The organism is Segeticoccus rhizosphaerae (genome assembly GCF_005222685.1).
Classification (GTDB): domain Bacteria; phylum Actinomycetota; class Actinomycetes; order Actinomycetales; family Dermatophilaceae; genus Segeticoccus; species Segeticoccus rhizosphaerae.
This window is the reverse complement of sequence record NZ_SWMA01000060.1, coordinates 1-12,196: the sequence shown is the minus strand read 5'-3', so window position 1 is coordinate 12,196 and position 12,196 is coordinate 1. Positions and strand designations below refer to the sequence as shown.

At 71.8% G+C, this 12,196-nt stretch carries 11 protein-coding genes; 6 read left to right on the top strand and 5 right to left on the bottom strand.

The window, feature by feature from the left end; all coding sequences use genetic code 11:
* Together FCN22_RS20740 and FCN22_RS20735 are read left to right on the top strand one after the other, a co-directional pair.
* Positions 1-318 (top strand): ComEA family DNA-binding protein (locus FCN22_RS20740; RefSeq protein ID WP_137123464.1); only part of this gene is annotated, 318 nt, incomplete at its 5' end.
* Positions 315-2,711: a DNA internalization-related competence protein ComEC/Rec2 gene (locus tag FCN22_RS20735; protein WP_238384884.1), complete on the top strand. Its 2,397-nt coding sequence runs from the start codon at positions 315-317 to the stop codon at positions 2,709-2,711. The genes FCN22_RS20740 and FCN22_RS20735, both read left to right, overlap by 4 nt.
* Positions 2,712-2,841: 130 nt before the next feature.
* On the opposite strand, the gene FCN22_RS20730 is transcribed toward FCN22_RS20735, so the two are convergent.
* A complete protein-coding gene (locus tag FCN22_RS20730; protein ID WP_137123463.1) occupies positions 2,842-3,771 on the bottom strand; it encodes a LysR family transcriptional regulator in 930 nt (309 codons plus the stop codon).
* Positions 3,772-3,852: 81 nt separating this feature from the next.
* On the opposite strand from FCN22_RS20730, the gene FCN22_RS20725 reads away from it, so the two are divergent.
* The 3 genes from FCN22_RS20725 to FCN22_RS20715 are packed head-to-tail and all read left to right on the top strand — an operon-like array spanning position 3,853 to position 7,147.
* Positions 3,853-4,971 (top strand): aminotransferase class V-fold PLP-dependent enzyme, encoded by a 1,119-nt coding sequence (locus tag FCN22_RS20725; RefSeq protein ID WP_137123462.1) that lies wholly within the window; start codon positions 3,853-3,855, stop codon positions 4,969-4,971.
* 44 nt (positions 4,972-5,015) lie between these two features.
* The gene (locus tag FCN22_RS20720; protein ID WP_137123461.1) at positions 5,016-6,287 is read left to right on the top strand and encodes a patatin-like phospholipase family protein; all 1,272 of its coding nucleotides are present in this window, start codon (positions 5,016-5,018) and stop codon (positions 6,285-6,287) included.
* 20 nt (positions 6,288-6,307) lie between these two features.
* Entirely contained in the window at positions 6,308-7,147 is an 840-nt protein-coding gene (locus FCN22_RS20715; RefSeq protein ID WP_137123460.1) for an NAD-dependent protein deacetylase, read from the top strand.
* A 35-nt stretch (positions 7,148-7,182) separates the two neighbouring features.
* Here FCN22_RS20715 and lexA read toward each other — a convergent pair whose 3' ends face one another.
* On the bottom strand, positions 7,183-7,905 hold the full coding sequence (gene lexA / locus FCN22_RS20710; RefSeq protein ID WP_137123459.1) for a transcriptional repressor LexA: 723 nt from the start codon (positions 7,903-7,905) through the stop codon (positions 7,183-7,185).
* Positions 7,906-8,260: 355 nt separating this feature from the next.
* Between lexA and FCN22_RS20705 the strand changes: the two genes are divergently transcribed.
* Entirely contained in the window at positions 8,261-8,686 is a 426-nt protein-coding gene (locus tag FCN22_RS20705; RefSeq protein WP_137123458.1) for a LysM peptidoglycan-binding domain-containing protein, read from the top strand.
* A gap of 27 nt (positions 8,687-8,713) precedes the next feature.
* On the opposite strand, the gene FCN22_RS20700 is transcribed toward FCN22_RS20705, so the two are convergent.
* From FCN22_RS20700 to FCN22_RS20690, 3 genes are read right to left on the bottom strand one after another with little or no spacing between them, the layout of a single operon-like run.
* The gene (locus tag FCN22_RS20700) at positions 8,714-9,322 is read right to left on the bottom strand and encodes a hypothetical protein (RefSeq protein ID WP_137123457.1); all 609 of its coding nucleotides are present in this window, start codon (positions 9,320-9,322) and stop codon (positions 8,714-8,716) included.
* A gap of 59 nt (positions 9,323-9,381) precedes the next feature.
* On the bottom strand, positions 9,382-11,145 hold the full coding sequence (locus FCN22_RS20695) for an FUSC family protein (RefSeq protein WP_137123456.1): 1,764 nt from the start codon (positions 11,143-11,145) through the stop codon (positions 9,382-9,384).
* 13 nt (positions 11,146-11,158) lie between these two features.
* Positions 11,159-11,680, bottom strand: a complete 522-nt coding sequence (locus FCN22_RS20690; RefSeq protein WP_137123455.1) for a hypothetical protein — start codon at positions 11,678-11,680, stop codon at positions 11,159-11,161.
* Positions 11,681-12,196: the final 516 nt, after the last annotated feature.

Sequence of the window (12,196 nt, the reverse complement as noted above, 5' to 3'; positions counted from 1 at the left end):
CAGATCCCGACAGACTGGGTCGAGGACCACCCGGCCGCACCGTTCCACTTCGTCACCGACGGCGTGGAGGCGCCGGTCGCTGGCGGTGTGGCCGCGGACGGCGCGGCCGGTGCGGCCACCGACGGCCCGCCGCTGGACCTCAACGCGGCCACCGCGGCCCAGCTCGAGGAGCTGCCCGGCGTCGGCCCGGTACTGTCGCAGCGGATCGTCGAGTGGCGCACCGAGCACGGCAGGTTCTCCACGGTCGACGAGCTGATGGAGGTGAGCGGCATCGGGGAGAAGATGCTCGCCGAGATCGCGCCGAGGGTCCGTGTGTGACCGGCCTGCCACCGCCGACGCCGGTGCGCGACTCCGTCGAGCCTGAGTCGAAGGAGTCGACTCGTCTCGATGTCCGCCTGCTGGTGCCGGCTCTGGTCGCGTGGGCGGTGACCGCGACGGCACTGTCCTGGCCGGCCCGGCGATCGCTCCTGGTGGCGGCGCTTCTCGTGCTGGTCGGGGTCGTCTGCTGGGGCCTGAAGCGCCCGCGGATGAGGCGTTGGTCGACCGCCGCGGCCGCGGCCTGCCTCGCCACCTCGCTGTGCCTCGGGGCCCTGGCCGCCCACCTGGAGACACGGTCGGCCGGACTGGTGCCCACCCTCGCCGCGCAGCGGGCCAGCGCCGAGATCGAGGCCGTGGTCATCTCCGACCCGAAGGTCATCCAGGCCGTCGGGCCGCGCCGTGCCGAGTTGGTGGTGGTGCGGCTGTCGGTGCACGTCGTGGTGGGTCGAGGACAACGCAGCGAGCCGCGCACGCCGGTGCTCGTCCTCGGCGACGAGGACTGGACCCGGGTGCGATGGCACCAGACGATCCGTGCCAAGGGCCGGTTCGGGCCGGCCGAGCCGGGCGATGACGTGCTCGCGGTGTTCAACCCTCGGGGGAGCCCCTCCGTGGTGAGCGAGCCGGGAATGGTCGCTCGTGCCGCCGAGCACGTCCGGTCGGGGTTGCGACAGGCTGTGGACGGACTTCCGGCCGACCCGCGGGGGCTGCTGCCGGGCCTCGTCATCGGCGACACCAGTCGAACGCCGCCCGGCCTCACCGACGCCATGCGCGACACGGGGATGACCCACCTGTCCGCGGTCAGCGGCAGCAACGTCGCCGTCGTGCTGGCCGCGGCGATGCTGGTCTGCGGGTGGTGCCGGATCCGACGACGATGGCGACCGGTCGTGGCTGGCGCCTGCCTCGCCGGCTTCGTCGTGCTCTGCCGACCGGAGCCGAGCGTGCTGCGGGCCGCGGTCATGGGAGCCATCGGACTGCTCGGGCTGAGCACGTCCCGGCGCCGGATGGGCTTGCCGGCCCTGGCCGCTGCGGTCATCGTCCTGCTGTGCGTCGACCCCTGGCTGGCCAGGTCCTACGGCTTCGCGCTGTCGACGCTCGCCACACTGGGCCTGCTGCTGTTCGTCCGGTCGTGGGGTGCGTGGTTCGCGCGGTTCCTGCCCGGGCGACTGCACGCGCTCGGTCCCGTGATCGCCATACCGGTTGCCGCGCAGGCGATGTGTGCTCCGGTGATCGTGCTGCTGCAGGGTTCGGTGACAGTCGTGGGGGTCCTGGCCAACCTGCTGGCCGCGCCGCTCGTGGCACCCGCGACCGTGCTCGGGGTGCTCGCCGCGTTGGTGGCCCTCGTGTCGGCCCCGGTCGCGGCCGGCGTCGCGTGGCTCGCCTGCATCCCGACGCTCGGCATCGCCTGGATCGCGCGTGCCTGCGCCACCGTACCGATGGGTCAGCTGCCGTGGCCGGACGGTGCCGCAGGGGCGGTCCTGCTCGCAGCCGTCACCCTGGTGCTCCTCTTCACCGGCCCGTGGCAGGTCGCCCGGATCCGATGCCGGCCGTGGCTCTCGGCGGCCGGTGCGCTGCTGGCCCTGGCGTGCACGTGGCCCACCGGTTCGGTCGGTTGGCCGCCGCCGGGTTGGCTCCTGGTGATGTGCGACGTGGGGCAGGGCGACGGCATCGTGCTGGCCAGCGCGCCGGGTCATGCCGTCGTGGTGGACACCGGTCCTGATCCAGACGCGATGGGCACCTGCCTGCGTCGCCTCGATGTCGAGGTCGTCGATGCCGTGGTCCTCACCCACTTCCACGCCGACCACGTCGACGGGCTGGGCGCCGTGCTCGACGGCTGGCCGGTCGGAGCGGTCTACGTCTCGCCGGTCGACGAACCGGCCGGCGAGGCACGGGCGGTCCGAGAGCAGGCGAGCGAGGTGGGGACGCCGGTGCACCGCGCCTATGCCGGCGACGTCCTGCGGTGGGAGGGGCTGCGCGCGGCGGTGCTCTGGCCGGCCACGGAGCTGCACACCGGGTCGATCCCCAACAACGCCAGTGTGGTCCTCGACGTCGACCTCGGCGGGCTGCGGATGCTGCTGCTCGGTGACGTCGAACCTGAAGCCGCCAGACGGGTGCGGCGCGCGCTGGAACAGGAGGGCAGGCCGGCCCGGTTCGACGTGCTGAAGGTCGCCCACCACGGCTCCGCCAAGCAGGACCCGGTCCTGTTGCAGCTCGCGCACGCCCCCGTCGCGCTGATCAGCGTCGGCGCCGACAACGACTACGGTCACCCGGCGCCGAGCGCGCTCACCGTGTTGCGCGACGACCAGTTCACGGTGTTCCGCACCGACCGCAGCGGTGACATCGCGGTGTCCCGCGCCGGCAACGGGGGCCCCGCGATCTCCACCCGCGGCTCCTGACTCGATGCCGCCCTCGCCCATCTGGTGCGCCACTTGCCCCGGTTGTTGCGGCGACATCGCGCGGCTCGAGTGCGCGATGTCATCGCAACCGGGCGGGGTCTCGGCGGGCGCAGGCGCGAGTTGGCCCGGCTCAGGCGGAGTCGCGCACGCAGCCGGGGGTGGCGGCGGCCTCGAGCAGCGCCTCGACCGTCGCCCGCACCGCCGGCACCCGCTCGAGGTCCGCCGTCGTGACCACGTGGACGGCACGCCGCGAGGCGGGGTTCACTGGCAGCGTCACCACGTCTGGATGGCTCGCGCTGCGCAGGATCAGATCGGGGATCAGCGCCACACCCAGCCCCTCGGCGACCAAACCCAGGACCGCGACGTAGTCCTCGGTCTCGAAGGCGACGTCCGGCGCGAAGCCCGCCTTGTCGCAGAGGGAGAGCAGGTGGCCCCGGCACCTCGGACAGCCGGCGATCCAGGTCTCGTCGGACAACGCCGCCAGGTCGGCGACCGGCGCCTGCGCCATCGGGTGGTCCTTGGGCAGCGCCAGCCGCACCTCGTCGTCGAGCAGCTTGTGGGTGACCAGCCCGTCCAGGTCGTCCTCGCCCCGGCCGAGGTCGGTGCCCTCGTAGGCGAACGCCACCGCCAGGTCGCAGGTGCCGGCCCGCAGCGCGGCCAGCGACTCCGGCGGCTCCGCCTCGTGGAAGCTCACGCTCACGTCGGGGTAGCGCTCCTTGACCAGTGCCAGCGCTCGGGGCACGAGCGTCGCGGACGAGGAGGGGAACGCCATCAGCCGCACCCGCCCGGTGCGCAGCCCGGCGATGGCCGACACCTCGGCGGTGGCCGCCTCGAGGGCCGCGAGCACCGGCACCGCGTGCCGGGCGAGCACGTCCCCGGCCTCGGTGAGCCGCACGCCGCGTCCCATCCGCTCGACGAGCACTGTGCCGGTGCGCTCCTCGAGCCGGCGCACCATCTGTGAGATGGCCGGCTGGGAGAAGCCGAGAGCGGCTGCGGCAGCCGTGAAGCTGCCCTCGTCGTGGATCGCCTTCATCACCCGAAGGCCGGCGGCGTCGATCATGACCCAACCATAATCGAGCGTTACTTAAAGTCAAGAACTTGTGGTCTTGTGTGATGAGTCGGAATCGGTCATCGTGGATGTATGCCGACTCTCACCTCCCCGCGCCACGGACAGCCCGAGCTCCCCGCACCCGCCAGTTCCACCAGCGCGGACGCGCTGGCGCGGCTCAAGGCCCAGTTTGCGCCGGCACCCGGCTACCTCAACGCGAGCACCATGGGCCTGCCGCCCGAGCCTGTGGTCCAGGCGCTCCGGTCCGCGCTGGAGCAGTGGCAGCTCGGCCGCGCGACCGCCACCGGTTACGACGCCGACGTCCAGGCGGCGCGCACGGCATACGGGCGGTTCGTCGGCGTGCCCGCCGAGTGGGTCTCAGTCGGTCCGCAGGCGTCGGTGTATGCCGGGGTGGTCGCCGCATCGTTGCCCGACGGGGCCGAGGTGCTCTGCGTCGAGGGTGACTTCACCTCGATGATCTTCCCGTTCCTCGTCCAGGCGCAGACGGGTCGGATCAGTGTCCGCCATGTGCCGCTCGGCGAGGTGGCCGCCTCGATCACCGAGCGCACCACGCTGGTCTCGTTCTCCCTGGCGCAGAGCGCGTGCGGGAGCCTCTGTGATGGGGCGGCGATCGCCGAATCCGCTCGCCTTGCAGGCGCGCTCACCTTCTGCGACGTCACCCAGGCAGCGGGCTGGCTGCCGTTCGACGCGGGCGACTACGACCTGACCGTCTGTTCGGCCTACAAGTGGATGTGCCAGCCGCGCGGCACGACGTATTTCACCGTGCGCCCCGGTGCCGTCTCGTGGCTGCGGCCCGTGGTCGCCGGTTGGTATGCCGGTGACGACATCTGGGGCTCCTGCTACGGACCGGACATGGTGCTGTCCTCGAACGCCAGCCGCTTCGACGTCTCACCGGCCTGGCTGTCGTGGGTCGGCGCGGTCCCCGCACTCGAGGTGATGTCGATGGCGCCGATCGAGGCGATCCGTGACCACGACGTGGCACTCGCCGACGGCCTGCGAGAGCGGCTCGGTCTGCGCCCGGAAGGCCGGCCGGTGCTTCGGCTCGACGACGCCGACGGTTCGATCGCCACCCGGCTGGGTGACGCCGGGGTCACCGTGTCGTCACGGGCCGGGGGCGTGCGGATCGCCTTCCACGTCTGGAACACCGCCGCCGATGTCGACCTCGTGGCCGACGCCCTCGACGCCCGATAACCCGTCCGGCCGCCGAAGTCGGCGCCACGTGGTTGCATGGTGGCGTGTCCCGACCACGTCACCCGGCGAGTCCGGCGACGGCCCAGCTGGCCGCGGCCGGGCCGGCACCGGACGGGCCGGCCGCGCCGGGACCCCGGCACGGCACGGCGCTCTGCCTCTCCGGCGGCGGCTACCGCGCGGCGTTGTTCCACCTCGGCGCGGTCCGCCGGCTCAACGAGCTCGGCGTCCTCGGCGGGTTGCGGTCGATCAGCGGCGTCTCCGGGGGAGCACTGACCGCCAACCTGCTCGCCGACCCACGGCTGGTCTGGCCGGACGAGTCGGGCGGGGAGGTGGTGGTGAATGGCTTCGAGCGCTACGTCGCCGACCCGTTGCGCCGCCTCGCCGGGCACAACGTGCGGACCCCCGCGCTGCTGGCCAAGCTCTGGCCGCCGCGCTGGTTCATGCCGGACAGCGCGGTGCGAGCGCTCGCGGGCCGGCTGTCCGTGGCCGTGCCGTGGTGGGCGGGCGACCTGCGCGACAACGCGCCCGACGGTCCCGCGGTGCTCACCTGCGCGACCGAGGTTGCCTACGGCGTCTCGTGGATCTTCGCTGACCCCAACGCGGGCCGGCCTCACGGCCGTGTGGGCGACTACCGCCTCGGCCACGCCGACCCACCGCCCGGACTGCGCATCGCCGACGCGGTCGCCGCGACCTGCGCCTACCCGCCGTTCTTCGCCCCGCAGGTCCTCAACGGTGTGGAGATGGGCCTGAAGGGCGGCGAACCCGGGCACGCCGACCCGCAGCAGCACGCCGAGATCCTGCGGCACATCGAGCTCACCGACGGCGGCGCCTACGACACGCTGGGGGTCGAGGCAGTGTGGGCCGACCACGCGACGGTGCTGGTCAGCGACGGCGGCACGGTGTTCCGGGCGCGCACCACGCACACCGTGTGGGGCCAGCTGCTGCAGATCCTCGGGATCGCCACCAGCGGCGGCCAGACCACCCGGCTGCGGTGGCTGCAGGCGCGCTTCGCCCAGGACGCGCTCACCGGAGCCAGCTGGTCGTTGGATGCCGTTGTCCCCGGCCACTACCCGGCCGCCACCACCGAACGCATCAACGCGGTGCGCACCGACCTCGACGCGTTCAGCGACGGCTTGCAGCAGGTGCTCGAGCGACACGGATACCTCGTGGCCGACCAGGCCGTGCGCGAGCACGCCCCACAGCTGATCCGGCTCGACGCACCGCTGGAGCCGCCGCATCCGCAGGTCGCCGACGCGAAGGTCGCGGACGGCATACTGCGTGGATCGTCACGGCGCACGTTGTTGGGGCGCTTCTGACCGTCCCGCATACTGGGAGCATGACCGCCGTTGCCACGTCCCGGGACGAGACGTATGCCGCGCTGGTCCAGTTGGTACGCGGCGGCGACCTGACCGTCCTGACCGGGGCGGGGCTGTCCACCGAGTCGGGGATCCCGGACTACCGCGGCCCCGAGGGCATCCGGCGCGTGACCCCCATGACGTATGACGAGTTCGTCGCCTCCTCCAGCGCCCGGCAGCGTTACTGGGCAAGGAGTTTCATGGGATGGGGGCGATTCAAGGCGGCGGCGCCCAACGCAGGACATCGGGCGGTTGCCGAACTGGAACGGCGGGGCCTGACGCGGGGCGTCATCACCCAGAACGTCGACGAGCTGCACCAGAAGGCCGGCGCCCACGACGTCCTCGAGCTGCACGGCACCCTCGACCGGGTGCGCTGCCTCACCTGCGGCGAGACCTACCGGCGCGACGACGTGCAGGCCTGGCTGGACGAGGCCAATCCCGACTTCGAGGTGGCGGTCGGCCAGCTGCGGCCGGACGGCGACGTCGACATCCCCGACGCGGCGATCGAGAGGTTCCGCGCGCCCCGCTGCCTGGTCTGTGGCCACGACACGCTCAAGCCCGACGTGGTGTTCTTCGGTGAGTCGGTGCCGAAACCGTTGGTGGAGCAGTGTTTCGCCTTGGTGGAATCGTCCGCGGGCCTGCTGGTGCTGGGGTCGTCGCTGGCGGTGATGTCGGGATACCGGTTCGTCCGCCGGGCGGACAAGCTGGGGATGCCGATCGCCATCGTCACCCGGGGTTGGTCGCGCGGTGACGGTGAGGCAACGCTGCGGCTGGACGCCCCGTTGGGCGAGACGCTGACCCGGCTGGTGGCCGACCTCTGACCGGGACGATCCGGCCGCGACAGCAGGGGTCCGACTCAGACGCGGCGCAGCACCGCGGTGACCTTGCCGAGGATCGAGGCATCGTCGCCGTCGATCGGCTCGTAGGCATCGTTGTGCGGCATCAGCCACACGTGTCCCTTGGTGCGCTTGAACGTCTTGACCGTCGCCTCGTGGTCGAGCAGGGCGGCGACGATGTCGCCGTTCTCGGCGGTCTGCTGCTGGTGCACGACCACCCAGTCGCCGTCGCAGATCGCCGCGTCGATCATCGAGTCGCCGACCACCTTGAGCAGGAAGAGCTCGCCCTCGCCGACGATCTGCTTGGGCAGCGGGAAGACGTCCTCGACGACCTCCTCGGCCAGGATCGGTCCACCGGCGGCGATGCGGCCCACCACCGGCACGTAGGACGCGGCGGGACGCTCGTCGCCGATGCCCGTCTCGTCGACCTCGTCGGGGGTGGAGGCCGCGCGCGAGTCGCCGGCCCGGTAGCCGCGCGCGCTGCGCCCCAGGTCGGGGGATACGACCTCGATGGCGCGCGGGCGGTTGGGGTCGCGGCGCAGGTAGCCCTTGCGCTCGAGCATGTGCAGCTGGTGGGCCACGCTGCTCGGGCTGGTCAGGCCCACCTGCTCGCCGATCTCGCGCAGGCTGGGCGGGTAGCCGCGGCGGTCGATGGAGTTGCGGATGACCTCGAGGACCCGGCGCTGTCGAGTCGTCAGGCCGTCGCCCTTGTCGCGCTCGGGCATCTCGTGGATCTTGGCCATCGTGGCATCCCCTTCAGTGGATGTGGACTGCGGCGGGCGGGCGGGTCGTGGACGGGCGTCGGCCCGCGGCAGGGCGAGGGCGGTCGACATCAGTGCAGGTCAGAGCCGGTATGGCGGCCGCCCGAGACCGCGCGCAGCGGGCCCTGTCGGTGGTCGCTGCTTGGCTACTGGACATGACCTCATCGTACGCAGTTCGGACACGTTGGCCAAACACCTGTTCGACGCGTGTCTCGACATTGTCGGCGCGACGTGTTAGAAATCGTACAAGCGTGCTATCGCACACGCGTTCGGGACCGACCGCTTCAACACCGCTCGTCGCGACCGATCCGACCGCACCGATCGTCTGGAGGACAGCATGAGCGCAGCAACGACCTGGGGCTACCTCGAGTCGGCCCCGTGCTCGGCACCGCACCCCGGTCCCGACACCCGCAGGCCGGGCCGTCGGTCGCACCTGCGGCTGGTCCCGACCGGACCGGACGTGCAGGCGAGCCCGACGCACAGCCGAGTCACCCGGCGCGGTCGCCTCGCGATCACGCTGCTGGTGACCGCCGCGGTCCTGACCCTCGCGATGAGCCTGGCGAGCGGGATTTCCGCGCCGACGGGCGTGGCGCAGCCGACGGTCACGGTGGCTTCCGGACAGACCCTGTCCGACATCGCCGCGGCCGAGCTGCCGCAGCTGCCGGTGCGTGACGCCGTCGTGCAGCTGCAGCTGGCCAACGACCTCACCTCGATGCAGGTGCACGCCGGCCAGGTGCTGGTCGTGCCATCGGCCGGCCGCTGATCGGGGAGCGGCCGGCCCGGCTGCCGATCAGCCGCCCGGCAGGGAGTAGCCGCTGACGATGTTCAGTGTCGTGGCGAAGGTGAGGTACATCAGCCAGACCCCGGTGCACAGGTGGGCCAGGCCGAGGATTCGTCCGGCCACGGCGATGCCGGCGCTGGCGAAGAAGTCCGCGACGTAGATCCAGGTCAGGCCGACGAAGAGCAGGCCGACCGGCCAGCCGCCGCCCATGAAGAAGGTGACGAGGCCGAGCACGGAGATGATCGTGTAGGCGACGGACATGCCCACGTTGGTCCTGACCTCGTTGCCCTGCATCCGGTTGAGCCCGAGGGCAAACCAGTGGATGCCGTATGCGGAGAACGCCAGGGCGGCCATGTAGAGCAGCGGGTCCTTGAAGACCTGGAACCACGTCATCCCGACGAAGAGGATCACGCCGGTGACGAACTGGCAGAAGCCTGGCAACCAGACGCCCCACCAGCCGGTGGCGCGGTCAGCCGCCGGACTGCGGGCGGGGTAGCCGAAAAGCTCCTGTGGTCCCCAGATGAGATAGCCGGTGCCCAGACCGAAGAACCCGAGCGTGACCGGCGCGAAGTGCGAGATCTGGAAGGTCTGCGCGGTGAGTAGAGCGGTGTGCAGCATCTCGTCCTCCTCGGACGATGTCGTTGAACCGTTGATTACCTACCCACTCCATCCGGCTTTCAACCGGAAGGATCGACTCTGCGTGCCGTGATGCGGGCGAGCAGCTGGTGGCCCTCCCGCTCGAGGTCGGCTGCCTCGTCGGCAGGGAGCCGTGTCGACCAGGGTTCGCCGGCTGCCGCGTCGTAGGCCTCGTGCATCACGAACATCGAGGCGGACAGCCGCCGAGCCTCCGTCAAGCGGGCCGCCGCGTCCTGGCCGGTGGCGTCAGCGGGGTCGGCGGGCGACGAATCGGCGACCCCGCGGGCGGCGTCGAGGGCGGCGCGGCAGTCGTCCATCGCGCTGCGCAGGACGCCCTCGAGGCGCCGGTTGCGGATGGCGAAGGCCGAGCCGATGCCCACGACGATGCCGATGAAGGTGTCGAGGACGCGGTCGACCAGCAGCGTGGTGTCCGAGCTGGCGTGGCCGAGATGGGCCAGCAGCAGCGCGATGGGTGTGGCGAACATCAGGCAGAGCGCGTAGTTGAGCCCCACCATCAGCTCCGCGCCGACCTGCAGCACGATCACGAGGGCGACGGTCAGGCCGGCGCCGGGGGAGTAGGCGAGGGCCAGCACGCCCACCAGCAGGCCGGCTCCGGTGCCGAGGGCTCGCTGGATGCTGCGATCGACCGTGGCATACCAGCTGACCGACTGCTGCACGGCGACCGCCGAGACGGCCGCCCAGGAGGCGTGCCCCAGGCCGAGCAGGTGGGCGATACTGACGGCCAGCGCGACCGCGACGAGCGACCGGATGGCCTGGGGGACGAATGGCGCCGACGGACGTAGGGAGGTGATCGACGTGCCCCAGCGCTCCAGCGGTTGGCGCAGCAGGGGCGGTCCTGATGGGCGCGCCAGGGCGTCGGCGGCGTCCCGGCCGTCGAGCTCGGCCTGCTCGCCCCTGCCCAGCGTCACGTCCGGGATCTCGCCGAACCGGCGCAGTCCGCGCGCCAGTCGCCGCAACTCGGATGCGGTGACCGCCCAGGAGGCGTCGCTGTCCGATCCGCCGGTCGAGTCCGAGCGGCCCGACTCGGCGATGCGGTGTGAGGCCAGTCTCGCCCTGAAGGTGACTTCCTCGGCGTGCGCGCAGAGGGCCTCGAGCCGCGCGGACCACCGAGACGTCCGCCCGCTCGAGCCGATGGATGTCCAGGCGGCCCGGAGCGCCATGCCGGCGCGGTGTCTCGCTGACAGCTCGCCGTCGGCACCGATGGCACCGACGCGGTCGGCGACCGCCTCGAGGGCCCGCGCGACGGCGACCCGCTCCGGTCCGTGGTGACGGATCACCCAGCCGGACATGCACACCAGCCAGGCCCAGCCCGCGACGGCAGCGGTGGTGAGGGTGGCCGGCACCACGGCCTCCGGGCCGATCGGCAGCTCGGCGCACACCGAGACGGCGAACACGGGGAAGATGCCTGCCGGTCCGCCTGTGCGGGTGGCATCGGAGAGCAACCGCGCCAGACCGGCGACGGCCGCCACGACGGCGATGACGACGAGGACGTGACCGGTGTAGGCCGCAGTCAGCGTCCCCACCAGGGTGGAGAGCGACATGAAGATGCCGACGGCCGCGAGCATCGGCGCCTTCACGGCATACGGCGCGTTGCGCCCGTAGAGGGAGGTGAACCCGCCGAAGGCTGCGAACGAGAGCAGGTCGCGGTGCCCGGTCAGCAGCAGGACGACGAGGGGGACGCCCATCGAGATGCCGGCGTGCATGGCCGGTATGACGGTCGCGTCCGGGGGACGCAGGCGGAGGGCGCGGTGCTGGGCCAGTCGACGAAGCGAGTGGCTGGTCACGCTGGGGGAATGACTACTCGGGCAGGGGGCCGCAGAGCTGCTCCCAGTAGCGGCCGAGGTTCTGCATCGGCAGGAAGTGGCCGGTGCGGTGGCCGTCAATCATGATCGCCTCGACCCCCGAGGCGATGTAGGTGCTCGCGTTGCGGACGATGTCCACGGGTCTGGTTGGTGCGCCTTGGAACTCGCCCTCGGCCGCGAGGATGTTCTGCTCGATCGCGAAGCGACGGGCGCGCTGCTCGGTGCTGAAGGCGAAGAGGGTGTTGACGCCGCGGATCTCGCCAGCGGCCGGTGCCCAGTGACCGTCGCCGGAGTCGATCGGCACGCACCACCAGCGGTCGAGGCCGAACGTCGCCCGCCACAGCTTGTCCTGGTCCGACTCCTTCTTGGAGCGGCGGGCGGCGTTGGACAGGCGGTCGAGGTTCCATACCTGATCGAGCTCGGAAGAGGTGGATCGGACACTGGGCCCGGCGGGACTCCAGCACTCCTCCAGCTGGGTTTCGGCGTCCTGATCTGGGGTTGCAGCGTGGTGGGTCATACCTCTATGGCACCACACTCTGGCCCCGGAGCCCTCCAGCGCCGGTGTCCGGTGGCGCCGCAGCGGGGCCCGAAGACCTGCCGACGACCATGGCGGACGGCAAAACCAGCGAGTATGCCGTCCCGGCCAGGCGTACCGACCGTTGTCCGGGTCAGGCGTCTTGGCGGGCATGTCCAGACGGCGCGGTGTGGACCACAGCGGGCGGGCCTTCGACGTGGAGCTGGGGGATCCGGCGGTCCAGGGACCGTGGGAGCCACCAGGCCCTCGCGCGGAACAGCCGCATGACCGCCGGCACCACCAGACAGCGGATCACCACGGCGTCGATGAGGACCGCGACGGCCATCGCGAAGCCCGTCTGGGCCCGCCACCGCCCGCACGCACGTCAGCAATGCGATGGGCAAGCTAGGGGCGCGGGACCGTGCTCAGCTCGTGGTGGTCGCCTAGTACTACAGCCGCACTTAGTTTTTGCTGGTCCCGCGTGTCGACTGTGTGAGACTGGGAATTCACCGGCATGTT